Raw genomic sequence first — 22,190 nt, forward strand, 5'->3', positions numbered from 1 at the left:
AGTCTTGTCCTTCCTTAAGCCAGATCAGAAGTTCGCGCCGAAGCTGAGGGCGATGAAGTCGCGGTCGGTGAGGGTGTTGTAGTCGCCGCCGAAGAAGTCGGTGTAGCTGAGGCTGGCGGTGTAGGTGCTGCGGTAATCCGCATCCACGCCGACGCTGATGGCCTTGGCGCCTTTGTTGAACAGGCCGTTGGGGCCGTAGCCGGCCACGTCATGGGACCAGGACAGGTTGGGCTTGAGGTTCACCCCGGCAATCGCGTTGTTGTAGTCGAGGATCGCGCGGGCGCGGTAACCCCAGGAGTTGGCCGTGACAAAACCGTCGGTGTCACCCTGGAAACCGTAGGCGCCATACACCGAGTCGCGGCCATAACGCAGTTTGGACTTATCCTCCAGACCGCCAACGTGCACGTAGGCCGCTTCGCCCACCAGGGTCAGGCGTTCAGCGCCCAGCACCTGGTCGAAGAATTGGGTCATGGTGCTTTGGATCTGAGTGATTTCCTTGCGGCGGTAACCTTTGTTGTCGTCACCGAAGTTGCTGCGGATCGGCGAGGCCAGTTGCCCTGCGACCGGGTTGATCAGGGCCAGGGTCAGGTCGGTGGTGTTGAGTTGCACCGGAGCGTTGGGGCGGTAGCTGATCTCGCCGGTCCACGCTGTGCCGGTGGGCAAGGTGGTGGAGAAACTGGCGCCAAACAGGCGAATATCTTCCGGGTAGTCCAGGTAGTACTGGCCACGACCAAGCATCAGGCTTTGGACCAGACCTGCGCCGGAGCCGGGCGCGATGCCATTGGCTGCACCGGCGATCGCACCAAGCCTGGCCAGGCTCGTATTGTTGGTGATGGTGCCCACGGTCGGAGTGCGGCTGTGGTAGTTCATGAAGTACAGGCCGTATTCGGTGTCATCCCCCAACCAACGCAACGCCGTACCGAATTGGCCACTGTCACGGGCGTCGCGATCCTGTGCACGCTGCACGATCACCCCTTCACGGGTCACTTGAAAGCCTTGCCCAAACGCGGCGGCGACAGGTTGCAACGGCGCAATCGCCGGGTTGCCCACGGTGTAGTTGTCATTACAGCCATGGGCCGCCACATCTCCACCAAAGAACGTGCCGCAGTTATCCAGCACGGTGTTTTCCCAGTTGAGCTGGTAGAACCCTTCCACGGTCAGTTGGTTGGTCAGGCTTTGGGAGGCGAACAGCATGTTCACCGGGATCAGCCCTTCCTTGATCTCTGCACCGGGGCGGCGGAAGGCCGAAACGTCGATGGGGTTGATGCTGTTGATCGAGTTGCCGATAAAGGTGCTCTCACCCCAACTGACCACTTGCTTGCCGAGGCGCACGTTGCCCGGTTGGTCGCCAATCGAATAGTTGTGATACACGAAGGCGTCGAGCAATTCATAGCCCGAAGAACGCGCGCCCTCGTCGCGATGGTGGTTGCTGATCTGCTTGAACTCGCGGTCTTCGTCCTGCAACTCGAAGTCGTACCAGTACTTGCCGCGCACGAAGACGCCGCTGTCACCGTACTTGAGTTCCAGGTCGTGAATGCCCTTGAAGATCTTGGAGAAGGTCTCGCCTTTCTTGAAGTTCAGGCGTCCGTCATCCCCGGTAGACGCCTGGCCAGTACCACCGTTGACGGTGCCCACCAGCTTCTTGTCGGCGTCACGCATGCCCCAACTCGCGCCCACCGACAGCGAAGAGTCGAATTGCCCTTCGATCTCGCCAATGTTGAACGAAACAGCCTGTGCCTGGGCACAGCACCCCAACGCAACCGCAGCGGCCAGCGCCTGTGGCCTGAAGATGGCGCGCATTGTTGTTCTTGTCATGCGTCTTCCCCGGTGAGTGACAGAAGGCCCCACCCTACTGCCGCGTCTCAGGAGCGATAAGCGCACCAAGGAGGGATTCGTGTTGTCGCTCGAAAGGATGACAAGACGCTCTGGCTGGGGTCTGGCCGGGGGCATGCAGCGTGTGGATAGGGGGTTATCAGGGGAATAGATGATAGGCAGCGCAACTGTTGCTGTTTCAGTAACAGTCCTTGTCACGAACCGGCATTACTCATCCTGTTACAAACGACTATTCTTAGCGGGCTTTCAGGGCAACCGTCCCGCTTCCGCTACCGGAAGAAAAGCCTGATTTAAATGGATTGATGCCTGCTTTCAATCTGTTACCGGTGTTCACTGACGTTGATTTGTCGCTCCTTGATCCAACGTCTGACTTCAGCCGCTGCGTTTGCAGCGGCTTTTTTTTGCCCCCAATAAAACGGGGCGCCATCAGCGCCCCGCAGGATTAAAGCTTTTTCAAGCAACGATCACAGGCTGTATTTCTGCAAGTTGGCCATCATTTCCTTCAACGCTTCGATGTTGTCCTTGGGGTGTGCCGCGCCTTCGAAGTCGCAGATCTGCTGCCAGTGCGCCGCCACGTCTTCGGGCGAGAACCCCGCCTCCGGATCGAAGCCCACACCCAGGCTGCGTTCCCAGCGGGTCTTGCCGATCCAGCCGCCGCCCACTTCGAACAGCCCCGAGGTTTCCTGGCACGCTTCACTGCCGAGGTACACCACCAGCGGGCTGACCAGTTCCGGCTTGAGGCGCTCGAACACTTGCGGCGGGATCAGGCCTTCGGTCATGCGTGTGCCGCCGGTGGGGGCGATGGCGTTGACCAGGATGTTGTTCTTGCGTCCTTCCAGCGCCAGCGTGCGGGTCAGGCCGTACAGGCCGAGCTTGGCCATGCCGTAGTTGGACTGGCCGAAGTTGCCGTAGATGCCCGAGGTGGACGCGGTGAAGATCACCCGGCCATACCCTTGCTCGCGCAGATGGGGCCAGGCGGCGCGGGTGACTTTGTAGGCGCCTTCGACATGCACCCGGTAAACCAGATCCCAGTCGCTGTCGTCCATTTTGTGGAAGGTTTTGTCGCGCAGGATCCCGGCATTGTTGACCACCACATCGATACGGCCGAAGGCGTCGAGGGCGTTCTGCACGATCTTGTCACCGTCGGTGACAGAGTCGTGGTTGGCCTCGGCGATACCGCCCGCTTCGCGAATCTCGGCCACCACCCGATCGGCAGCCGACGCATTGGCGCCCTCACCTTGCGTGGAACCGCCGAGATCGTTGACCAGTACCTTGGCGCCGTGCCTGGCGAACAGCAGCGCATGGGCCCGGCCCAATCCGCCACCGGCACCGGTGACGATCACGACCTTATCCTGGAACTGCACTGACTCACTCATACCGAACTCCGATGGTGACAATGGGAATGGGTCGAGTGTCAGGCACGGGGGCGCTGGTCACAATAAAGCCGGCCAGGGCTGAATGGTGCTCGATAAGGCTGAGGGATAATCGTCCGATCAGGAATAGGCCATTCGCGGAGCCGACTGCCCGATGCGATCACGAAACGCCAGGTAGTGCTTGAGTACCTGCACCGGCGCCTCGATCTGCGGGTAATGGCCGATGTTGGCCAGTAGCACCGTATCGGCGTGGGGCACCAGTTCGTGATAACGCGCCACCATGTGGGCACCGGAGATCGGGTCGATCTCGCCGTCGATCACCCGCAGTGGCACATCAGTGTGTTGCATCGCCGCCACCCAACGCTCACGCAGGCGCCGACGCTGGGGGATATAGGCGATGAGCTTGTGCAGGATGCGCGTGCCATCGTTGCGGTCGATCAGGCTCCAGAAGTCGTCCAGGGCGCTTTCGCTGGGGCGGGTATTGGGGCCGAATATCTGGCTGAAACTGTTGGCCAGGGCATTGCGCCCGAACGCACGACCGATCATCCAGCCCAGGGGGCTGAGCAGCAGCTTTTGCACCAGCGCCGGACGATGGGTTTCCGGGAACAACCCGCCGTTGAGAAACACGCAGCTGGCCATGTGAAAGCGGCCTTCGTAGTGCCGGGCCAGCAGTTCCTGGGCGACGCTGTCGCCGTAGTCGTGGGCGAGCACATGCACCGGCTGGTCCACGCGCAGGTGCTCGAGCAACGCCTGTTGCAGATCCGCCTGTTCCAGCAGGCAATAACCGTGGTCGAGGGGTTTGGCCGAATCGCCGAAACCGAGCATGTCGCAGGCGATCACCAGGTTGCGTTGGGCCAGGGGTTGCCACAGGTAATGCCAGTCCCAACTGGCAGTGGGAAACCCATGGATCAACAGCAACGGTTCGCCCTGCCCCGCCACCCAGTAGCGGATAGTGCGGCCGTTGAAGTCGAACGTCTGGCTGCGTTTGCGCCAGACACTCAGCGGGATCTCGGCGAGAGGCATCAGGTTTTATACCCAGGATCGAGGCTGTCCAATTTGCGCAGCAACGCCGGCCAGGCCAGCGCGCCCCCCATACCTTGCGCACTCTTTGTGACAGCCGCCACCATCGCCTTGGCACCGGCGAGGATCTGCGGCCCGATAGGGATCAATTCCGCTCCGCCGCTCTGGGCCAGCACCTGGATATCGCAGGCGCGCTGGAAGGTAAACATCATCAGAAACGTGTCGGCGATGGTGCTGCCGCAGGTCAGCAGACCGTGGTTATGCAGCATCAGGAAACTGTTTTGGCCAAGATCGGCCTGCAAACGGGCCTTCTCTTCGTGGTTCAGCGCCACGCCTTCGTAGGCGTGATAAGCCAGGCTCGACAGCACGAAGATCGATTGCTGGCTGATCGGCAAGACGCCCTGCTTCTGCGCCGCCACCGCGACACCGGCGGCGGTGTGGGTATGCAGCACGCACGTCACATCGTGGCGCACTTCATGGATGGCGCTGTGGATGGTGTAGCCCGCCGGGTTGATCTCGTAGGGGCTGTCCATCAGCTTGTTGCCGGCCTGGTCGACCTTGACCAGGCTCGACGCGGTGATCTCGTGAAACATCAGCCCGTAGGGGTTGATCAGGAAATCGTCGGTGCCCGGCACCTTGGCCGAGATATGGGTGAAGATCAGGTCATCCCAGCCGTGCATCGCCACCAGGCGGTAGCAGGCGGCCAGGTCGACGCGGGTCTGCCATTCGGCGGCGCTGACCTGATCTTTGACATTCTGTGGCGATGGAACGGGGGCTAGGCTCACGGCAACGACCTCCTTGGCGCACTTTCTTATTGTTTTTTGAGTGATGGGCCAGTCTAGTCAGACGCCCTGCCCGCCGTAGTTGCCTTGGCAGCCAGCTTGATGACCGTGCGGGTCAGCCTTGAGAATAGTTTAAATCCGCGCAAGCGACGTCAGAGAAGTGCCGCCAATAAAGGTGCGGCGAACAGGTTGAGCAGGCCGGTCAGGACCATCACCAGGCCTGCGACCGAGCCCTCTTCGCCACCCACTTCATGGGCCCGGCTCACGCCCGCACCGTGGGCGCCCACGCCAAACAATGCACCGCGCGCCAGTGGGGTACGCAGTGGCAACCACTTGAGCAGCACACCGCCGAGCATCGCCCCAAACACACCGGTGAACATCACGAACACCGCCGTCAGTTCCGGCACGCCACCCAGGTCGGAGGACACCGGCATGGCGAACGGCGTGGTGATGGAGCGCGGCACCAGGGACAGGGTCACCGAGCTGTCCAGGGCCAAGGCTTTGGCCAGGCCAAATGAGGTGGCGATGGACGCCACGCTGCCCGCCACCATCCCCAGCAACAACGCCGACCAGTGACGCGCCAGCAACCGCCGCTGCTGCCAGATCGGCACGGCGAATGCCACGGTGACGGGGCCGAGTACCAGCATCAGCCAATGAGTGTCGGCGGAGTATTCGGCGTAGGCCGTGTTCATCGGCACGGCCACCGCCAGCAACAGCACGGGTACCAGGATCAGCGGCGACAACAGGTAACGCCCGGTGCGGCGGTAGATCCAGCGGCTGAAGACATACGCGCCCAAGGTCAAGGCGAGCCAGAACACTGGCATCAGCTCAAGCTTCATGGCGCAGCCTCCAGCGGCACACCAGTTCCACGGTGAACGCGGTCACCAGCATCACCGCCAAGGTGCTGAGGCCGATGACCAGCAGGATGCGCCAACCGTCATGGCGCAGCAGGCCGCCGTAGTCGAGCAGGCTCATCAGCGCCGGAATGAAGAACAACAGCATCTCCGCCATCAGCACACCTGCGCCCAATTGCAGGGCCGCCGGTTTGACCAGGCCGCTGGCGAAGGCCATCAACAACAGGCCCAGGCCTACCACACCGCCGGGAATTGGCCACGCCCACCACACGGCCAGTTGGCAGCCGAACAGATAAATGGCCAGGAGCACGACCAGTTCAATCAACAGACGGGTGAAACGTTTCATGGGCTTTGGGTCCTCGCAGGCCTTCATTTTAAAGAGGCATGCCCCATCCCCACAGCGAATTGTTAGACTGCCAACTATTCCAAATCGGAATTTCGCACATGGAATTCAAACAGCTACGCAGCTTCGTCGAGGTGATCCATCGGGGTGGCTTTACCCAGGCCGGTAAAACCCTGCATATCAGCCAGTCCGCGGTCAGCAAACAGGTCGCGCAATTGGAACAGAGCCTGGGCACGCCGTTGCTCGACCGGATCGGCTCGCAGATCCGCCTGACCGCCGCCGGTCAAGTCGTCCTGCTACGCGCCGAAGCCATGCTGCGCCTGCAAAACGAGCTACTCAGCGAGTTGGACGATATGCACCAGTTGACCCGAGGCGAGTTGCGCCTTGGCCTGCCATTGTTGGCCGGTGATACGTTGTTCGCCGGACTGTTTGCCGAATACCGCAGGCGTTACCCGAATGTGACCATCCAGTTGCTGGAGGGCGGCAGTCGCAATATCGAACAGGCCATCCTGAGCGGCGAACTGGAAGTGGGGGGCAGCCTGAAACCCAGCGACCCGGCGTTTGCCTGGCAAGCGTTCTGCGATGAGCCCCTGGACGCGCTGTTGCCGATTGAACATCCCCTCGCGGAAAACGCCCAGGTGCGCCTGGAGGAATTGGCCGACACGCCGTTCCTGATGTACCAGCGCAGCTTCGTGCTGAACGACCGTCTGCTGCAGGCGTGTGAACAGTTGGGTTTTACGCCGAAGGAAATCGGTCGCAGCGGCCAAGCGGACTTCCTCGCCGCATTGGTCGCCGCCGGCCAGGGGGTGGTGCTGCTGCCCAGCGTGGTCGCGCGTGGGCTGGTGCGACCCGGGGTGGTGCGCCTGACGCTCAAGGCGCCCGACTACCTGCGCTGGGACATTGCCTTTATCTGGCGTGAGGGCGCCTACCTGTCGAAAGCCGCCCAGGCCTGGCTGGCGTTGCTGCGTGAGTTTCCGGTCAAGCGCGCAGTGCAGTGACCAGTTCAGCCAGCCACGGTTCGGCGTCGGCTTCCGGAGTCACACTTTCGCTGGCGTCCAGGCGCAACATCGGCAGTACTTCGCGCACGCCCAGCTCGCCAAACAGCTCGCGCATCTGCTCGCCGCCGCCGCAGAAGGTGTCGCCATAGCTGGCGTCGCCCAGGCCGATCACCGCGCCGGGCAGCCCGCGCCAGGCGGCGGGCAGTTGGTCGCGAATCGTCGAGTACAGGGGTTGGAGATTGTCGGGCAATTCGCCCATGCCGGTGGTGGACGTCACCGCCAGAAACGCGTCCGGCGCAAACGCCTGCACATCGGCGAGGCTGGCGCGAGGGTTGTGCCAGGCCTCGAAACCGGCGGCATTGAGAATGCCGACAGCGTGACGGGCGACTTCTTCAGCGGTGCCGTAGACCGAGCCGGAAAGGATGGCGACTTTCATCAATCTGATCCTGTAGTTGAGCGAAAGCCTGGGATATTAACAGCTGCCACATTTTTTTCGGCGCACCCCGTGCAACATTCAGGACTTGCCATAAACTCCAGGCTTTCAAAAACACGCCATGGACCGCTCAATGATTAACGCCAAGCTGATGCAACTGGTCGTCAACGCCTCCAACGACGGTATCGTCGTCGCCGAACGCGAAGGCAAGGATAAGCCGCTGATCTATGTCAACCCGGCCTTCGAACGCCTGACCGGCTACACCCTGGATGAAATCCTCTACCAGGATTGCCGCTTCCTGCAGTCTGGCGACCGTGATCAGCCGGCCCTGATGGCGATTCGTGAGGCGTTGGAAAATGGTGGCGGCTGCCGGGAAATCCTGCGTAATTACCGTAAGGACGGCAGCCATTTCTGGAATGAGCTGTCGCTGTCGACGGTGTACAACGAGGCCGATAAGCAGACTTATTTCGTCGGCGTACAAAAAGACGTCACGTTGCAGGTCAAGGCCCAGCAGCGCGTCACCCAGTTGGAAAGCGAACTGGCTCAGGTCAAGGCCGAACTGGCCGCGCTCAAAGCGACGAGCGGATCTAACAAAATTTAGGAAGTGCGGCCATTCGGGGGGATAATGGCGTTTTAACACCCCCTAATGAGCACGAGTGATGCAACGCGATGCGCTCCTGACCCAGGACGAGTTGGATTTCATTCAGAACATGCAGCACAACCCGCAACTCAACCTGCGGGATGCTTCGTCGAACCTGACCGTTAACGGCGGTGCACAGATTCGCGACTTGCTTACCCGGCTGGCCGCTCACGACCACCTCACCATCCAGGCACAATTCGATAATCAGCAACTGACCTTCCCCTTGCGCCTGGTGGAAGACGAGTTCAATGCCGTGCACCTGCGTTTGGGCGTGCCGAGCATTTTCGAAGACGGGCCGATGATTCGTCCCTGGCGTCTGGCACTGGAAACCCCGGTGGCTCTGGAGAACGTCAGGGGCAACCTCAGTGCGTTGTGGGTACATGAAGTGTCGTTCAAGGGGGTGCTGGTGGAGATTCGCGGGCGGGTCAAACCACCCAAAACCTTTTCCCTATGGTTCAGCCCATCCGGCTACGAGCGCATCGCCCTGCGCGGCACATTGGAACGGGAAACGGCCCGAGGCTTGTTCGCCTACCGCCTGAGCCAGGGCGATGCGGATGAAACCGAGCGCCTGCGCCAATTCATCCTGCATCAGCACCGCCTGGTGCATCCGCATGTGCACGCCTGATATCAGGTATCCAGGGTACCGCTGAGATACTGCTGCAGGCGGCGTTGCATCAAGCGACCCTCACTGCCCAGGCAACCGACGGACGAGCCCACAAGGTCTTTTTCCGCCAGGTCCGAAGCGTCGCCGGCAATCAGCAATGGACAGTCCAGGGTTTGCGCCAGGCGATTCAAACGTCCCACCAAGTCTTGATTGTGTGCGCGATTGGAAAACACGATCAGTGCCTGGGGATGAGTCTTCTCACAGATCAGCGTCAATTCGTCCAGCGGCTGGCCGACCGCCAGGACCTTCACCGCCAAGTCTTCTGCGCCCATCAGCAGTGCAGCCACCAACAATTCCAATTTGCGACACTCGCCGGGGATGGCAGCAAGCAGCACTCGCGGCACGGGCGCAGCACAGGCCAGTTGCAGGCGCTGCAAGGCCCTTACACGCAGGAAGTTATCGAAAAACAACCACTCGCTGGCCTGGCCGAACCGGCCCTGATGACGCAACAGCTCGTGCCAGAGCGGCATGAGGATGTCTTGAAAAGCCACGCTGAGGGGGTAGGTGGCAAGAACCCGGGCGTACTGGTGTTCCAACCGTCGGTCGTCGAACGCGCTGACAGCCTGCATCATCTGCATCTGCCATTGAGCCCATTCCCTTCCCTCCAGCGAGTCTTGCTCGGCGCGAACAGCCAGGGCTTGCTGGTCGTCACGGGCGAGAATTTTCCCCACCTTGCTGACCGCCACACCGCGCTCGATCCAATCGAGGATACGATTGATGGTCGTAATATCAGCCTTGGAATACAACCGATGCCCGCTTTCGGTGCGTACGGGCTGGATCAGGCCGTAACGTCGCTCCCAGGCACGCAAGGTGACCGGGTTGATGCCTGTCATTCTCGAGACTTCACGAATCGGAAGAAGCTCAGCTGTGTCGAGCGATTTTGGATGCAAATTGCTATCACTTGAGGCAGTAATCACAGGCATTTGAGACCAAAGGACCAACGAAGATTGGATCCGCATTTAACGCCTTTAAACCTGTCTTTTTCAAGGCCCCTGCACATTCAGACAAACGCCTCTGGCGTATTTCTGCAAAACAGGAATAATCCTTGCCTGTTTTTACAGAGCGGCACCACCCCGTCGCTTTGTTTGTGCGCCCCCTACCCGGCCCGGCGTACCCGAATATTTGGAGATACACAATGTCTACCTCCCCCGTCACCCTGATGGTTGCGCGCCGCGTGGCCAAGGGGCGCTATGAAGAACTGATGGCCTGGCTGCGCGAAGGCGAGCAACTGGCCACCGACTTTCCCGGCTACCTGGGCTCAGGCGTGCTTGCGCCGCCACCCAATGATGATGAATTCCAGATCATTTTCCGCTTCGCCGATGAAAAAACCCTGCATACCTGGGAGTTTTCTGCGTCCCGCAGTGCATGGCTGAGCCGTGGCAGTGAGCTGTTTGCCGACCCGTCCGAACACCGCGTGCGCGGCATCGACGGCTGGTTCGGCGCAGTGGGCGCACGCCCGCCACGCTGGAAGCAAGCCGTGGCGATCTGGCTGGCGTTTTTCCCGGTGTCACTCTTGTTCAATTTTGTCCTGGGGCCGCTGCTGAGCCAGCTGGACCTGGCGCCGCGCGTGCTGGTCAGCACGATGGCGCTCACGCCACTGATGGTTTACGGGTTCATCCCGCTGTCGACCCATCTGCTGGCCAATTGGCTGCATCCTGCCCCGGCACCGCGCAAGGCAGCTGAAGCCGCGGCGTGAATACAGGGGCGGCCGGTCGCTGGTATAGTTTCAACCTGCCAGCGACTCGAGCCTCCCATGACTGCAACGAACGCCCCGATTCTGATCACCGGCGCCGGCCAGCGTGTCGGCCTGCATTGCGCCCAGCGCTTGCTGGACGAAGGTCACTCAGTGATTTTCAGCTACCGCAGCGAACGGCCCGGCGTGCAGGCACTGCGCGAGCGTGGGGCGATTGCTGTGTTTGCCGACTTCTCCAGCGAGGCCGGCATCCTGGCGTTTATCGCTGAACTGAACACCCATACCCAGAGCCTGCGCGCGATCATCCATAACGCCTCGGCCTGGGTAGCAGAATCGCCCGACGACGAAAGCCGCGCGTTTACCGACATGTTCAGCGTACACATGCTTGCGCCGTACCTGATCAACCTGCATTGTTCACCCTTGCTGCAACGCTCGACACCGGCCGACATCGTGCACATCAGCGATGACGTGGTGCGCAAGGGCAGCCGCCAGCACATCGCCTATTGCGCCACCAAGGCCGGGCTCGACAGCCTTACGCTGTCGTTTGCCGCGCAGTTGGCGCCGTTGATCAAGGTCAACGGCATAGCCCCGGCAATGGTGATGTTCAACGACGGCGACGACGCGGCCTACCGCACCAAGGTACTGGCCAAGTCGGCACTGGGCATCGAGCCCGGGCCCGAGGTGATCTACCAGAGCGTGCGTTACCTGCTGGACAACCCCTATGTCACCGGTACCACCCTGACCGTCAACGGCGGGCGGCATATCAAGTAAGCCGTTTGTGAGGATGTTGTATGACCTTATCCCTGCCCCACCATTACCGCGAGATCCTCAAGGGCTTGGGCGAAGACCCCGAGCGCGAAGGCCTGCTCGATACCCCCAAGCGTGCCGCCAAGGCCATGCAGTACCTGTGTCATGGCTACGAGCAGAACTTGGAACAAATCGTCAACGGCGCGCTGTTTGCCTCTGACAATGACGAGATGGTGATCCTCAAGGACATCGAGTTGTACTCGCTGTGCGAGCATCACCTGCTGCCCTTTATCGGCAAGGCCCACGTGGCCTATATCCCAACCGGCAAGGTGCTCGGCCTGTCAAAGCTGGCACGCATCGTCGACATGTTCGCCCGCCGCCTGCAGATCCAGGAAAACCTCACGCGGCAAATCGCCGACGCTATCCAGGAAGTGACCCAGGCCGCCGGTGTGGCCGTGGTGATCGAAGCCAAGCACATGTGCATGATGATGCGCGGTGTGGAAAAACAGAATTCAACCATGAACACCTCGGTGATGCTCGGCGCGTTCCGCGAGTCGAACACCACGCGCATGGAGTTCCTGCAACTGATCGGACGGAGCAAGTAGCAATGCCACAACTTCAACCAGGCATGGCGCGCATCCGGGTCAAGGACCTGTGCCTGCGCACCTTCATCGGCATCAACGAGGACGAAATCCTCAACAAGCAGGATGTGCTGATCAACCTGACCATCCTGTATGCCGCCCAGGAAGCCGTGCGCGACAACGACATCGACCATGCGTTGAACTACCGCACCATCACCAAGGCGATCATCGCCCACGTCGAGGGCAACCGCTTTGCCCTGCTCGAGCGCCTGACCCAGGAACTGCTGGACCTGGTGATGAGCAATGAGTCGGTGTTGTACGCCGAAGTGGAAGTGGACAAGCCCCATGCGTTGCGCTTTGCGGAGTCGGTTTCGATTACCCTGGCGGCCAGCCGTTAACCCCTGAGATTTGCGTGAACCTTATGAACGACCAACAACGCCTCGAACTCGAAGCCGCCGCCTTTCGCCGGCTGGTGGCGCATCTGGACAGCCGCAAGGATGTGCAGAACATCGACCTGATGAACCTCGCTGGCTTTTGCCGTAACTGCTTGTCCAAGTGGTACAAGGCCGAGGCCGACGAGCGCCAGATCGAGCTGAGCCTCGATGACGCCCGTGAAGTGGTGTACGGCATGCCGTACGCCGAGTGGAAAACCCAATACCAGAAAGAAGCCAGCGCCGATCAACAGGCGGCGTTCGCCAAAGGAAAACCCCATGACTGATTTGAACACCCTGCGCGCCAGCCTCAACAGCGGCGAACACGTTTTTGCCGATACCCTGGCGTTTGTCGCTGCCGGTTATGAGTACCAGCCACAGGCGTTCACCAATGGCGCGGTAGAGAATGCCGCAGGGCAGAACGAAGGGTCGTGCAAGACGTTAGGCCTGGCAGTGCTGGAAGGACTGAGCGACCAGGAAGCGCTGCTGGCATTTGGTGAGCATTACCGCTCAGTGGTGGCGACGCCTGAGGGCAGCGACCACGGCAATATCCGCGCATTGATCGCAAACGGCCTGGCCGGCGTAAAGTTCACCGCCCAGCCCCTGACTCGAAAATCCTGAATCATACGCGGATCAAAATGTGGGAGGGGGCTTGCCCCCGATAGCGGTGTATCAGCCAAGTATTCATTAGCTGACACACTGCAATCGGGGGCAAGCCCCCTCCCACATTTGTTTTGCGGTGTTAGTTAGAACGCAGCGTCTTTCAGACCATCCAGGTAACGCTCAGCATCCAGTGCCGCCATGCAACCGGCGCCGGCCGAGGTGATGGCCTGACGGTAGACGTGGTCGGCCACATCACCGGCAGCAAAGATACCTTCAATGTTTGTCGCGGTGGCATTGCCTTCACGGCCGCCCTGCACCACCAGGTAACCGTCTTTGGCTTCCAGCACGCCTTCGAACAGCGAGGTGTTCGGGGTGTGGCCAATGGCGATGAACACACCGTCGACTTTCAGCTCGTCAAAGCTACCGTCGTTGTTCTTCAGGCGGGCACCGGTCACGCCCATGTTGTCACCCAGCACTTCGTCCAGGGTGGCATTGAGCTTGAGGATGATCTTGCCTTCGGCGACACGGGCATGCAGCTTGTCGATCAGGATCTTCTCGGCGCGGAAGGTCTCGCGGCGGTGAACCAGGGTCACGGTGCTGGCAATGTTGGCCAGGTACAGCGCCTCTTCCACGGCGGTGTTGCCACCGCCGACCACAGCTACCGGTTTGTTGCGGTAAAAGAAACCGTCGCAGGTCGCGCAGGCCGAAACGCCCTTGCCCATGAACGCTTCTTCCGACGGCAGGCCCAGGTAGCGAGCGCTGGCGCCAGTGGCGATGATCAGTGCGTCACAGGTGTACACGCCGCTGTCGCCGGTCAGGCCGTAAGGCTTCTTGGAGAAGTCGACCTGGTTGATGTGATCAAACACGATCTCGGTTTCAAAGCGTTCGGCGTGTTCTTTCATGCGCTCCATCAGCACCGGGCCGGTCAGGCCGTGGACGTCGCCCGGCCAGTTGTCGACTTCGGTGGTGGTGGTCAATTGACCGCCCGCCTGCATGCCGGTGATCAGCAGCGGCTTGAGGTTGGCCCGGGCAGCGTAAACAGCGGCGCTGTAACCGGCAGGGCCGGAACCGAGAATAATCACTCGCGAATGACGGGTATCAGACATGACTCACTCCTATCGACCGCCCGGACTACAAGGCGGCTGGAATAAAAAAGGGACCACGAAGCACTTGGGGAAGGCTTGAATTCGCGGGCCCTGAAAAATAATGGGTGCAGCGTATCGAGGGGGGCAAGATTAAGGAAATACGGAATAACAATCCAGCTCATAGACGGTCACTATGTAGTTGGCCCGACTGATCGACAGGTTTGTTACGGCTGATGTCGCGGCTTTCGCCGGTGATGTAAAGCCGGTAAGGTCGGCGCGTTCGCCCTTTTGCTCGGAGTTCTACATGCCCGCCCCTGCTATTTCCGGCCCGCAATACCTGCGCGAAGGCCTCAAACTCGTATTGAGCCCAGGCCTGCGTCTGTTTGTGCTGCTGCCACTGGCGATCAACCTGGTGCTGTTCGTCGGCCTGATCTATTTTGCCGGTCATCAGTTCAGCCTGTGGGTCGACCACCTGATGCCGACGCTGCCGAACTGGCTGAGCTTCCTGAACTACCTGCTCTGGCCATTGTTCGTGGTGCTGGTGGTATTGATGGTGTTTTTCACCTTCACCATGCTCGCCAACATCATCGCCGCCCCCTTCAACGGCTTTCTCTCGGAGAAAGTGGAAGTGGTGGTGCGCGGCACCGATGACTTCCCAGCCTTCAGCTGGGGCGAGCTGATCGCGATGGTTCCGCGCACCCTCGCCCGGGAGATGCGCAAGCTGGGCTACTTCCTGCCACGGGCCATCGGCCTGTTTATCCTGTCGTTCATTCCGGTGGTCAATCTGGTCGCAGCACCGCTCTGGTTGCTGTTTGGCGTGTGGATGATGGCGATCCAGTACATCGACTATCCGGCCGACAACCATAAGCTGGGCTGGAACGAAATGCTCGCCTGGCTGCGCCAGAAGCGCTGGCAGAGCATGAGCTTTGGCGGGATTGTTTACCTGGTGTTGCTGGTGCCGGTGGTCAACCTGCTGATGATGCCAGCGGCGGTGGCTGGAGCGACGTTGTTCTGGGTGCGCGAGCAAGGTGCCGAGGCGATGGCAGCGCAGCAAAAGGTGACCCCGTCATAAATCCATCATCTCGATGACACAATGACGACATGGCCCACGGTGACACTGTGGGTCATGACGACAGCTTCGCTTCACATCACCCTTATCACCGAAACCTTCCCGCCAGAGATCAACGGGGTGGCCAATACCCTTGGCCGCCTGTGCGAGGGGTTGCGGGCGCGTGGCCATCAAGTCGAACTGGTGCGACCGCGCCAAGGCGTCGACCAGAGCCGCCCCAGCGACGACGCGTTACTGCTATGCCGTGGCTGGCCGCTGCCGGGATATCCGGGCCTGCAGTGGGGCCAGTCGTCGATGCACAAGCTGCTGCGGCGCTGGACCCGTCAGCGTCCGGACGTGCTGTACATCGCCACGGAAGGTCCGCTGGGCTTGTCTGCCCTGCGTGCAGCGCGGCGCCTGGGGATCAGCGTGGTCAGTGGCTTTCACACCAACTTCCAGCAGTACTCGAACCAATACGGCTTGAGCATGCTGAGCCGGATGGTCACCCACTACCTACGCTGGTTTCATAACCGCTCAACCCTGACCCTGGTGCCCAGCGCCAGCCAGCGCCTGGAGCTCGAGCGCCGGCACTTCGAACGTTTGGGAATGTTGTCGCGTGGGGTGGACAGCCAACTGTTCCATCCCGCAAAACGTGACAATGCGCTGCGGGAAAGCTGGGCATTGAACAGCGAACAGACTGCCGTGCTCTACGTGGGCAGGCTGGCGCAGGAGAAAAACCTGGGGTTGCTCAAGCGCTGCTTCGAAACGTTGCAAGACACCTACCCAATGCGCCAGATGAAACTGATCATCGTCGGCGACGGCCCCCAACGCGCGACGCTGGAAAAGGAGCTGCCGGAAGCAATCTTCTGCGGCACCTTGCGCGGTGAAGAACTGGCGCGGCATTACGCATCGGGCGATGTGTTCCTGTTCCCCAGCCTCACCGAAACCTTCGGCAACGTGGTGTTGGAAGCCATGGCGTCGGGGCTGGGTGTGGTGGCCTATGACCAAGCCGCTGCAACCCAGCATATCCGCCACGGCTACAACGGCGTGCTGGCGATGCCAGGGGACGAGAATGCGTTTTGCGAGGCAGCCAACTGGTTGCTGGAAGACGCCGAAAGTTTGCGCCGCATGCGGCTGAATGCCCGCCAACACGCCAGCCGCCAGGGTTGGCCAGCGATTATCGAGCAGTTCGAGCGTCAGCTTCGCGGAGTGTGCAAGGACGGGCATCCGGTGCCCGCCCTGTCGCCGCTTACACCAGGGTCGTCAACGCCTCACGACTGAACGGCAGGATGTCGCCCTCGCGACCTTCGCGCACCTTCAACGCCCAATCCGGATCCACCAGCAGGGCACGCCCCACGGCGACCAGGTCGAACTCGTCGTTATTCAAGCGCTCCAGCAGTTTTTCCAGGCTGGCCGGTTGCGCGACTTTGTCGGTGTTGACCATGAACTGCAGGAACTCGCCATCCAGGCCCACACTGCCCACGGTGATGGTCGGCTTGCCGGTCAGCTGACGGGTCCAGCCGGCCAGGTTGAGGTCGGAGCCTTCGAATTCCGGCTCCCAGAAACGCCGAGTGGAGCAGTGGAAAATGTCCACACCCGCATCAGACAACGGCTTGAGAAACTCGCCCAGCGCTTGCGAGGTTTGCACCAGGCGCGCGGTGTAATCCTGTTGTTTCCACTGGGAAAAACGGAAGATGATCGGGAAATCCGGGCCGACCGCGGCGCGGGTAGCCTGGATCAGTTCAATGGCAAAGCGTGAGCGGTTGGCTAGGCTGCCGCCATATTCGTCGGTGCGCTGGTTGCTGCCTTCCCAGAAGAACTGATCGACCAGATAGCCGTGGGCGCCATGGATCTCCACGCCATCCATGCCGATGCGCTGCGCATCCTTGGCGGCTTGGGCGAAGGCGTTGATCACGTCCTTGATGTCTTGCCGGGTCATGCCATGCACGACCACGTTGCCATCCTTGAGTTTTTCCATCGGGCCGTAGGCAGGCACGCTGGCGTCAGGTTCAGTGCCGATACGGCGCACGCTGCCTACATGCCACAGCTGAGGGACGATCTTGCCGCCTTCGGCGTGTACCGCGTCGACCACTTTCTTCCAGCCGGCCAGGGCGGCTTCACCGTAGAAGTGCGGGACATTGGGGTAACCGTTGGAGGCCTGGTGGCCGACCACTGTGCCTTCAGTGATGATCAAGCCCACGCCGGCGGCGGCGCGGCGACGGTAGTACTCGATCACTTTAGAGTTGGGTACGCCACCCGGCGAGAACGAGCGGGTCATCGGTGCCATGACGACACGGGTCGACAATTGCAATGCACCGAGCTGGAAGGGTTTGAACAAGGCTTGGACAGGCATGGGGGCACTCCACGGAAGACGGGGTTTATGATGCGGATAATATGGGGAGTGCGACAGGCTGGGTAGCACTATTGATCTGGGTGATTAAAGGGTAAAAGCGCGAGAGCCTGGTTGCCGCTAGCCTGGAGCGGTCAGACTTGGCAGGCCTTTGTGGTGAGCGGGCTTGCCCCGCGTCGGGCTGCGAAGCAGCCCTGAAACCAAGCGCTGCATTTTTTCCTGACAAGATGCGGCGTTTTTATTGGGGCGGCTTCGCCACCCAACGCGGGGCAAGCCCGCTCGCCACAACAAGCCCGTTCATAACAGACAGCCTGCTCACCACAAAAGCCTCCCGGGGTTCAGGCCAGGGCTTTTTCGATGGCCTGGACGATCGTCGGGTCATCCGGTGCGGTGCGTGGGGAGAAGCGCGCGAGCACTCGCCCATCCTTGCCCAGCAGAAATTTTTCGAAGTTCCAGGTGATGTCCCCAGGAAACTCAGCGCCCTCGCCCGCCAGCAGGCGGTACAACTGGTGACGGTCAGGACCGTTGACCTCAAGTTTGCTGCCCAACGGGAATGTCACCCCGTAGTTCAGGCTGCAGAACTCCTGAATCTCTTCCTCTGTCCCTGGCTCCTGGCCAGCAAACTGGTTGCATGGCAGGCCAAGCACGGTAAACCCCTGGTCCTTGTATTGCTGGTAGAGGTTCTCCAGTGCTGCATATTGCGGGGTCAAGCCACATTTGGAGGCCACATTGACCACCAGCACCACTTGCCCCTTGAAGGGCGCCAGCGGCAGCTCTTGTCCGTCCAAAGCTTTGAGTTTCAGGTCGTGGAAAGCACTCATGACGAACTCCAGATATCCCATGTTCTTCGCATTGCGGCGCTTCGAGATTACAACTCGCAAGCCTGCAATCATAGACGCCGATTGCAAAACGCGCCTGCGAGTTACTGAGCGGTAGGCCAGGGCAAAATCGGAATCGCCGTCACTGCGTTCTGCGGGCTGCCTTCGATCAGGCGGTCGCTGTAGACCAGATACACCAGGGTGTTGCGCTTCTTGTCGAGGAAGCGCACCACCTGCATGGTCTTGAACACCAGCGAGGTGCGCTCCTTGAACACTTCGTCGCCGTCCTTGAGCTCGCCCTTGAAGCGGATCGGGCCTACCTGGCGGCAGGCAATCGAGGCTTCGGCGCGATCTTCGGCCAGGCCCAGGCCGCCTTTCACGCCACCGGTCTTGGCGCGCGACAGGTAGCAGGTCACCCCGTCAACCTTGGGGTCGTCAAAGGCTTCAACAACGATTCGGTCGTTGGGGCCGACAAACTTGAACACTGTCGACACCTGACCGATTTCCTCGGCCGAGGCCAGCAACGGCATGGCCAGCAGCAGGCCGAGCAATCCCTTTATGACACGCATGGTGTGTTCCTTTGGTTAGACCAGGATCAGGTTATCGCGGTGAACCAGTTCAGGTTCAGCCATATAGCCTAATAGTCCGACAATTGCATCGGAGGATTGTCCAATAATTTTCTGGGCCTCCAGCGCGCTGTAGTTGGCCAGGCCACGTGCAATCTCGCGACCGTCCGGCGCCACGCACACCACCATCTCACCCCGGCGGAAGCTGCCCTGCACCAACTTGACGCCCACCGGCAGCAGGCTCTTGTTACCTTGGGACAGCGCCGACACGGCACCCTCGTCCAGCACCAGGGTGCCACGGGTTTGCAGATGACCGGCCAGCCACTGTTTGCGCGCCGCGAGCATGCCGCGTTCCGGCGACAGCAGCGTACCGATGCGCTCACCGGCCTTTAGGCGGTCCAGCACGCGTTCGATGCGCCCACCGACGATGATGGTATGGGCACCCGAACGTGCCGCCAGGCGCGCAGCGCGCAGCTTGGTCTGCATGCCGCCACGACCCAGGGCACCGCCAACGCTGCCGGCCACCGCGTCCAGCGCCGGGTCATCGGCACGCGCTTCATAAATAAGCTGGGCGTCGGGGTTGTTGCGCGGGTCGGCGTCGAACATCCCGTCGCGGTCGGTGAGGATCACCAACAGGTCGGCCTCCACCAGGTTCGCCACCAGGGCGGCCAGGGTGTCGTTGTCGCCGAAGCGGATTTCGTCGGTGACCACGGTGTCGTTCTCGTTGATCACCGGGATGACCTTGAGCTCCACCAGCGCGCGCAGGGTGCTGCGGGCATTGAGGTAGCGCTTGCGGTCGGACAGGTCGTCGTGGGTCAGCAGGATCTGCGCCGTGTGGCGGCCGTGCTCGGCGAAGCTGGATTCCCAGGCTTGCACCAGGCCCATCTGCCCGATGGCGGCAGCGGCTTGCAATTCGTGCATCGCGCTGGGTCGCGCGGTCCAGCCGAGGCGGCTCATCCCGGCAGCAACCGCCCCGGACGACACCAGCACCAACTCCACGCCAGCCTCATGCAAGGCCACCATCTGCTCGACCCAGACGCTCATGGCTGCGCGATCCAGCCCCTTGCCATCCGCCGTCAGCAACGCACTGCCGATCTTTACGACCCAGCGCTGCGCACCTGTCACTTTGCTCCGCATCATCTTCAACCTTAGATTGAGGGCTGCGCGACCCAGCGCGGCCCATAACGTTAAACCCGGATACTAAAACGCCGCCCTATAAGGAGCGGCGTTCAAGTTTATCGCAACGAATCAGTCGCGCACGTAAATGATTTCAGGACCGTCTTCATCATCCACGTCTTCTTCGTCCCAATCGTCGTCACCGATGTCATGGACCGACTTCACGCCGCTACGGCGCAGGGCGCGCTGGTCATCCAGGGCCTGCAGTTGAGCGCGGGCTTCGTCTTCGATGCGCTGGTCGAGTTCGGCCAGCTCGGCCTTGAACACCGGGTCAGCCGCCAGGCGGTCGGCACGGTCTTCGAGGTAGCGCATGATGTCGCGGGTCAGGCGCTCGGTGCCTTCTTTGGCAATGGCCGAGATCACGTAGACCGGGCCTTCCCATTCCAGGCGGTCGACGATTTCCTTGACGCGCTCTTCGTGTTCTTCTTCGAGGATCTGGTCGCACTTGTTCAGCACCAGCCAACGATCACGCTCAGCCAGGGACGGGCTGAACTTGGTCAGTTCGCTGACGATCACTTCGGCGGCATCCGGTGCACTGGTGTCATCCAGCGGCGCCATGTCCACGAGGTGCAGCAGCAAACGGGTACGCGACAAGTGCTTGAGGAAGCGAATCCCCAGGCCTGCACCATCGGAAGCACCTTCGATCAGGCCGGGAATGTCGGCGATCACGAAGCTTTTCCAACGGTCGACGCTGACCACGCCCAGGTTTGGCACCAGGGTGGTGAACGGGTAGTCGGCAACTTTTGGCTTGGCGGCCGACACCGAGCGGATGAAGGTACTTTTACCAGCGTTTGGCAGGCCCAGCAGGCCCACGTCGGCGAGTACTTTCATTTCCAGCTTGAGGTCACGCTGCTCGCCCGGCTTGCCTGGCGTGGTCTGGCGTGGCGCACGGTTGGTACTGGACTTGAATCGGGTGTTACCCAGACCGTGCCAGCCGCCCTGCACCACCATCAGCTTCTGGCCGGCCTTGGTCAGGTCGCCAATCACTTCCTGGGTCGCGGAGTCGATGATCGTGGTGCCGACCGGTACGCGCAGTACCAGGTCTTCACCTTTTTTACCGGTGCAGTCGGTGCTGCCGCCGTTGGAGCCACGCTCGGCATCGAAGTGCCGGGTGTAACGGTAGTCGACCAGGGTGTTGAGGTTTTCGTCGGCCATCATGTAGATGGAACCGCCGTCACCGCCGTCACCGCCGTTGGGGCCACCGTTTTCGATGAATTTTTCGCGACGGAAACTCATGCAACCGTTACCGCCGTCGCCTGCTTTTACTCGGATGGAAACTTCATCAACGAACTTCATAACAAAACGCCTCTCGTCGCATGGACGAGCTTAAGAAACCAAGACATAAGACTCTTGCAAAAATGAGCGCAGCGACCTCAATCAGCGACCGCAAAACCAGCGCCTGAGCCCATTACAAACAGCTTTGCAAGAGACTCACCCCACAAACGAAAAAGCCCCGTCGCAAGACAGGGCTTTTCCAGCGATCTCGCAATTAAGCTGCGACAACGCTCACGTAACGGCGGTTGAACGCGCCTTTTACTTCAAACTTGATCACGCCTTCGATTTTCGCGAAGAGGGTGTGATCTTTACCCATGCCAACACCGTAACCGGCGTGGAATTGGGTGCCGCGCTGACGCACGATGATGTTGCCCGGAATGATTTTCTGGCCGCCATACATCTTAACGCCAAGGCGTTTGGCTTCTGAGTCGCGACCGTTACGGGTACTACCACCAGCTTTTTTGTGTGCCATGAGTCAATTCTCCTAGTGAGGAATTAGGCTGAAATTAAGCCTGAATACCGGTGATTTTGATCTCGGTGTACCACTGGCGGTGGCCCATACGCTTCATGTGGTGCTTACGACGACGGAACTTGATGATGCGGACTTTATCGTGACGACCTTGGGAGATCACTTCAGCCACAACGGTAGCGCCAGCAACAACTGGAGCGCCGATGTTCACGTCATCGCCATTGGCGACCAACAGAACGCGATCAAAAGTAACGGATTCGCCGGTAGCGACTTCCAGTTTTTCGATCTTCAGGTATTCACCTGGGGCGACTTTGTATTGCTTGCCACCAGTAACAATTACTGCGTACGACATGGTATTTCTCCGATAATCCTGCTCACCCAGCGCTTTATAAGAAGAGGTATTGGCTG

Annotated in this window: 27 protein-coding genes; 11 read left to right on the forward strand and 16 right to left on the reverse strand. The window is 60.6% G+C overall.

The features are described from left to right. Positions 1 to 24: 24 nt before the first annotated feature. From ACZ445_RS25290 to ACZ445_RS25315, 6 genes are all read right to left on the reverse strand, one after another. Complete coding sequence (locus ACZ445_RS25290) at positions 25 to 1,815, reverse strand: DUF1302 domain-containing protein (RefSeq protein WP_058426769.1); 1,791 nt, start codon at positions 1,813 to 1,815, stop codon at positions 25 to 27. A gap of 482 nt (positions 1,816 to 2,297) precedes the next feature. Continuing rightward, complete coding sequence (locus ACZ445_RS25295; protein WP_058426770.1) at positions 2,298 to 3,209, reverse strand: SDR family oxidoreductase; 912 nt, start codon at positions 3,207 to 3,209, stop codon at positions 2,298 to 2,300. A 117-nt stretch (positions 3,210 to 3,326) separates the two neighbouring features. Further along, positions 3,327 to 4,229, reverse strand: a complete 903-nt coding sequence (locus ACZ445_RS25300) for an alpha/beta fold hydrolase (protein ID WP_058426771.1) — start codon at positions 4,227 to 4,229, stop codon at positions 3,327 to 3,329. Further along, positions 4,229 to 5,011 carry a class II aldolase/adducin family protein gene (locus ACZ445_RS25305; RefSeq protein ID WP_058426772.1) on the reverse strand — a complete coding sequence of 261 codons (783 nt, stop codon included), beginning with the start codon at positions 5,009 to 5,011 and terminating at the stop codon, positions 4,229 to 4,231. Before ACZ445_RS25305 ends, ACZ445_RS25300 begins: the two co-directional genes overlap by 1 nt. Before the next feature lie 149 nt (positions 5,012 to 5,160). Next, positions 5,161 to 5,847, reverse strand: a complete 687-nt coding sequence (locus tag ACZ445_RS25310; RefSeq protein ID WP_464707710.1) for an LrgB family protein — start codon at positions 5,845 to 5,847, stop codon at positions 5,161 to 5,163. After that, positions 5,837 to 6,208, reverse strand: coding sequence for a CidA/LrgA family protein (locus tag ACZ445_RS25315; RefSeq protein WP_464707711.1), 372 nt, complete (start codon positions 6,206 to 6,208; stop codon positions 5,837 to 5,839). Before ACZ445_RS25315 ends, ACZ445_RS25310 begins: the two co-directional genes overlap by 11 nt. A gap of 98 nt (positions 6,209 to 6,306) precedes the next feature. Here ACZ445_RS25315 and ACZ445_RS25320 point away from each other — a divergent pair, with 98 nt between their 5' ends. Then, positions 6,307 to 7,203 carry a LysR family transcriptional regulator gene (locus tag ACZ445_RS25320; RefSeq protein WP_058426775.1) on the forward strand — a complete coding sequence of 299 codons (897 nt, stop codon included), beginning with the start codon at positions 6,307 to 6,309 and terminating at the stop codon, positions 7,201 to 7,203. Here ACZ445_RS25320 and ACZ445_RS25325 read toward each other — a convergent pair. After that, entirely contained in the window at positions 7,184 to 7,639 is a 456-nt protein-coding gene (locus ACZ445_RS25325; protein WP_058426776.1) for a flavodoxin, read from the reverse strand. The two genes, ACZ445_RS25320 and ACZ445_RS25325, sit on opposite strands and share 20 nt — an antisense overlap. A 130-nt stretch (positions 7,640 to 7,769) precedes the next feature. On the opposite strand from ACZ445_RS25325, the gene ACZ445_RS25330 reads away from it, so the two are divergent. Next, positions 7,770 to 8,237 carry a PAS domain-containing protein gene (locus ACZ445_RS25330; RefSeq protein ID WP_058426777.1) on the forward strand — a complete coding sequence of 156 codons (468 nt, stop codon included), beginning with the start codon at positions 7,770 to 7,772 and terminating at the stop codon, positions 8,235 to 8,237. Positions 8,238 to 8,295: 58 nt separating this feature from the next. Next, positions 8,296 to 8,901 carry a hypothetical protein gene (locus tag ACZ445_RS25335; protein WP_058426778.1) on the forward strand — a complete coding sequence of 202 codons (606 nt, stop codon included), beginning with the start codon at positions 8,296 to 8,298 and terminating at the stop codon, positions 8,899 to 8,901. A 2-nt stretch (positions 8,902 to 8,903) separates the two neighbouring features. On the opposite strand, the gene ACZ445_RS25340 is transcribed toward ACZ445_RS25335, so the two are convergent. After that, entirely contained in the window at positions 8,904 to 9,863 is a 960-nt protein-coding gene (locus ACZ445_RS25340; protein ID WP_058426779.1) for a MerR family transcriptional regulator, read from the reverse strand. Between the two features lie 212 nt (positions 9,864 to 10,075). Between ACZ445_RS25340 and ACZ445_RS25345 the strand changes: the two genes are divergently transcribed. Genes ACZ445_RS25345 through ACZ445_RS25370 form a run of 6 tightly spaced genes read left to right on the forward strand, consistent with a single transcriptional unit; the run spans position 10,076 to position 13,013 of the window. Next, on the forward strand, positions 10,076 to 10,636 hold the full coding sequence (locus ACZ445_RS25345) for a putative antibiotic biosynthesis monooxygenase (RefSeq protein ID WP_058426780.1): 561 nt from the start codon (positions 10,076 to 10,078) through the stop codon (positions 10,634 to 10,636). A 57-nt stretch (positions 10,637 to 10,693) separates the two neighbouring features. Further along, positions 10,694 to 11,404: a dihydromonapterin reductase gene (gene folM / locus ACZ445_RS25350; protein ID WP_058426781.1), complete on the forward strand. Its 711-nt coding sequence runs from the start codon at positions 10,694 to 10,696 to the stop codon at positions 11,402 to 11,404. 20 nt (positions 11,405 to 11,424) lie between these two features. After that, complete coding sequence (folE, locus tag ACZ445_RS25355) at positions 11,425 to 11,985, forward strand: GTP cyclohydrolase I FolE (RefSeq protein WP_464707712.1); 561 nt, start codon at positions 11,425 to 11,427, stop codon at positions 11,983 to 11,985. Between the two features lie 2 nt (positions 11,986 to 11,987). Further along, complete coding sequence (gene folX, locus ACZ445_RS25360; protein ID WP_003194073.1) at positions 11,988 to 12,359, forward strand: dihydroneopterin triphosphate 2'-epimerase; 372 nt, start codon at positions 11,988 to 11,990, stop codon at positions 12,357 to 12,359. 23 nt (positions 12,360 to 12,382) lie between these two features. Continuing rightward, positions 12,383 to 12,679 (forward strand): DUF1244 domain-containing protein, encoded by a 297-nt coding sequence (locus ACZ445_RS25365; protein ID WP_058426782.1) that lies wholly within the window; start codon positions 12,383 to 12,385, stop codon positions 12,677 to 12,679. Next, on the forward strand, positions 12,672 to 13,013 hold the full coding sequence (locus ACZ445_RS25370; protein WP_179029940.1) for a HopJ type III effector protein: 342 nt from the start codon (positions 12,672 to 12,674) through the stop codon (positions 13,011 to 13,013). Before ACZ445_RS25365 ends, ACZ445_RS25370 begins: the two co-directional genes overlap by 8 nt. Positions 13,014 to 13,138: 125 nt before the next feature. Here ACZ445_RS25370 and trxB read toward each other — a convergent pair whose 3' ends face one another. Next, positions 13,139 to 14,101 (reverse strand): thioredoxin-disulfide reductase, encoded by a 963-nt coding sequence (gene trxB, locus ACZ445_RS25375; protein ID WP_464707713.1) that lies wholly within the window; start codon positions 14,099 to 14,101, stop codon positions 13,139 to 13,141. Between the two features lie 283 nt (positions 14,102 to 14,384). Between trxB and cysZ the strand changes: the two genes are divergently transcribed. Both cysZ and ACZ445_RS25385 read left to right on the forward strand, forming a co-directional pair. Further along, on the forward strand, positions 14,385 to 15,152 hold the full coding sequence (gene cysZ, locus ACZ445_RS25380; RefSeq protein ID WP_179030137.1) for a sulfate transporter CysZ: 768 nt from the start codon (positions 14,385 to 14,387) through the stop codon (positions 15,150 to 15,152). Positions 15,153 to 15,206: 54 nt separating this feature from the next. Next, on the forward strand, positions 15,207 to 16,409 hold the full coding sequence (locus ACZ445_RS25385; protein ID WP_310863667.1) for a glycosyltransferase family 4 protein: 1,203 nt from the start codon (positions 15,207 to 15,209) through the stop codon (positions 16,407 to 16,409). On the opposite strand, the gene ACZ445_RS25390 is transcribed toward ACZ445_RS25385, so the two are convergent. From ACZ445_RS25390 to rplU, 7 genes are all read right to left on the reverse strand, one after another. Further along, positions 16,378 to 17,481 (reverse strand): NADH:flavin oxidoreductase, encoded by a 1,104-nt coding sequence (locus tag ACZ445_RS25390; protein ID WP_058426786.1) that lies wholly within the window; start codon positions 17,479 to 17,481, stop codon positions 16,378 to 16,380. The two genes, ACZ445_RS25385 and ACZ445_RS25390, sit on opposite strands and share 32 nt — an antisense overlap. Positions 17,482 to 17,816: 335 nt before the next feature. Next, positions 17,817 to 18,299 carry a glutathione peroxidase gene (locus ACZ445_RS25395; RefSeq protein WP_058425719.1) on the reverse strand — a complete coding sequence of 161 codons (483 nt, stop codon included), beginning with the start codon at positions 18,297 to 18,299 and terminating at the stop codon, positions 17,817 to 17,819. A 101-nt stretch (positions 18,300 to 18,400) separates the two neighbouring features. Beyond that, on the reverse strand, positions 18,401 to 18,865 hold the full coding sequence (locus ACZ445_RS25400) for a CreA family protein (protein ID WP_058425718.1): 465 nt from the start codon (positions 18,863 to 18,865) through the stop codon (positions 18,401 to 18,403). A gap of 15 nt (positions 18,866 to 18,880) precedes the next feature. Continuing rightward, positions 18,881 to 19,999 (reverse strand): glutamate 5-kinase, encoded by a 1,119-nt coding sequence (gene proB / locus ACZ445_RS25405; RefSeq protein ID WP_017735025.1) that lies wholly within the window; start codon positions 19,997 to 19,999, stop codon positions 18,881 to 18,883. Between the two features lie 111 nt (positions 20,000 to 20,110). Further along, positions 20,111 to 21,334, reverse strand: coding sequence for an Obg family GTPase CgtA (cgtA, locus tag ACZ445_RS25410; RefSeq protein WP_010206489.1), 1,224 nt, complete (start codon positions 21,332 to 21,334; stop codon positions 20,111 to 20,113). A 193-nt stretch (positions 21,335 to 21,527) separates the two neighbouring features. Continuing rightward, positions 21,528 to 21,785, reverse strand: coding sequence for a 50S ribosomal protein L27 (gene rpmA / locus ACZ445_RS25415; RefSeq protein WP_003176049.1), 258 nt, complete (start codon positions 21,783 to 21,785; stop codon positions 21,528 to 21,530). Between the two features lie 34 nt (positions 21,786 to 21,819). Further along, complete coding sequence (gene rplU / locus ACZ445_RS25420; RefSeq protein ID WP_007950961.1) at positions 21,820 to 22,134, reverse strand: 50S ribosomal protein L21; 315 nt, start codon at positions 22,132 to 22,134, stop codon at positions 21,820 to 21,822. Positions 22,135 to 22,190: the final 56 nt, after the last annotated feature.

The organism is Pseudomonas allii, assembly GCF_055380095.1.

What these genes read in the sequence shown, in the direction of transcription:
- ACZ445_RS25390 (WP_058426786.1), bottom strand. Translation starts at nt 17,481, where the DNA reads ATGCCTGTCCAAGCCTTGTTCAAACCCTTCCAGCTCGGTGCATTGCAA.
- rplU (WP_007950961.1), bottom strand. Translation starts at nt 22,134, where the DNA reads ATGTCGTACGCAGTAATTGTTACTGGTGGCAAGCAATACAAAGTCGCC.
- cysZ (WP_179030137.1), top strand. Translation starts at nt 14,385, where the DNA reads ATGCCCGCCCCTGCTATTTCCGGCCCGCAATACCTGCGCGAAGGCCTC.
- ACZ445_RS25385 (WP_310863667.1), top strand. Translation starts at nt 15,207, where the DNA reads ATGACGACAGCTTCGCTTCACATCACCCTTATCACCGAAACCTTCCCG.
- ACZ445_RS25310 (WP_464707710.1), bottom strand. Translation starts at nt 5,847, where the DNA reads ATGAAGCTTGAGCTGATGCCAGTGTTCTGGCTCGCCTTGACCTTGGGC.
- ACZ445_RS25400 (WP_058425718.1), bottom strand. Translation starts at nt 18,865, where the DNA reads ATGCGTGTCATAAAGGGATTGCTCGGCCTGCTGCTGGCCATGCCGTTG.
- ACZ445_RS25335 (WP_058426778.1), top strand. Translation starts at nt 8,296, where the DNA reads ATGCAACGCGATGCGCTCCTGACCCAGGACGAGTTGGATTTCATTCAG.
- ACZ445_RS25325 (WP_058426776.1), bottom strand. Translation starts at nt 7,639, where the DNA reads ATGAAAGTCGCCATCCTTTCCGGCTCGGTCTACGGCACCGCTGAAGAA.
- ACZ445_RS25290 (WP_058426769.1), bottom strand. Translation starts at nt 1,815, where the DNA reads ATGACAAGAACAACAATGCGCGCCATCTTCAGGCCACAGGCGCTGGCC.
- cgtA (WP_010206489.1), bottom strand. Translation starts at nt 21,334, where the DNA reads ATGAAGTTCGTTGATGAAGTTTCCATCCGAGTAAAAGCAGGCGACGGC.
- ACZ445_RS25295 (WP_058426770.1), bottom strand. Translation starts at nt 3,209, where the DNA reads ATGAGTGAGTCAGTGCAGTTCCAGGATAAGGTCGTGATCGTCACCGGT.
- proB (WP_017735025.1), bottom strand. Translation starts at nt 19,999, where the DNA reads ATGCGGAGCAAAGTGACAGGTGCGCAGCGCTGGGTCGTAAAGATCGGC.
- ACZ445_RS25330 (WP_058426777.1), top strand. Translation starts at nt 7,770, where the DNA reads ATGATTAACGCCAAGCTGATGCAACTGGTCGTCAACGCCTCCAACGAC.
- folE (WP_464707712.1), top strand. Translation starts at nt 11,425, where the DNA reads ATGACCTTATCCCTGCCCCACCATTACCGCGAGATCCTCAAGGGCTTG.
- ACZ445_RS25395 (WP_058425719.1), bottom strand. Translation starts at nt 18,299, where the DNA reads ATGAGTGCTTTCCACGACCTGAAACTCAAAGCTTTGGACGGACAAGAG.
- ACZ445_RS25345 (WP_058426780.1), top strand. Translation starts at nt 10,076, where the DNA reads ATGTCTACCTCCCCCGTCACCCTGATGGTTGCGCGCCGCGTGGCCAAG.
- trxB (WP_464707713.1), bottom strand. Translation starts at nt 14,101, where the DNA reads ATGTCTGATACCCGTCATTCGCGAGTGATTATTCTCGGTTCCGGCCCT.
- ACZ445_RS25320 (WP_058426775.1), top strand. Translation starts at nt 6,307, where the DNA reads ATGGAATTCAAACAGCTACGCAGCTTCGTCGAGGTGATCCATCGGGGT.
- folX (WP_003194073.1), top strand. Translation starts at nt 11,988, where the DNA reads ATGCCACAACTTCAACCAGGCATGGCGCGCATCCGGGTCAAGGACCTG.
- folM (WP_058426781.1), top strand. Translation starts at nt 10,694, where the DNA reads ATGACTGCAACGAACGCCCCGATTCTGATCACCGGCGCCGGCCAGCGT.
- ACZ445_RS25340 (WP_058426779.1), bottom strand. Translation starts at nt 9,863, where the DNA reads ATGCCTGTGATTACTGCCTCAAGTGATAGCAATTTGCATCCAAAATCG.
- ACZ445_RS25365 (WP_058426782.1), top strand. Translation starts at nt 12,383, where the DNA reads ATGAACGACCAACAACGCCTCGAACTCGAAGCCGCCGCCTTTCGCCGG.
- ACZ445_RS25300 (WP_058426771.1), bottom strand. Translation starts at nt 4,229, where the DNA reads ATGCCTCTCGCCGAGATCCCGCTGAGTGTCTGGCGCAAACGCAGCCAG.
- ACZ445_RS25315 (WP_464707711.1), bottom strand. Translation starts at nt 6,208, where the DNA reads ATGAAACGTTTCACCCGTCTGTTGATTGAACTGGTCGTGCTCCTGGCC.
- rpmA (WP_003176049.1), bottom strand. Translation starts at nt 21,785, where the DNA reads ATGGCACACAAAAAAGCTGGTGGTAGTACCCGTAACGGTCGCGACTCA.
- ACZ445_RS25370 (WP_179029940.1), top strand. Translation starts at nt 12,672, where the DNA reads ATGACTGATTTGAACACCCTGCGCGCCAGCCTCAACAGCGGCGAACAC.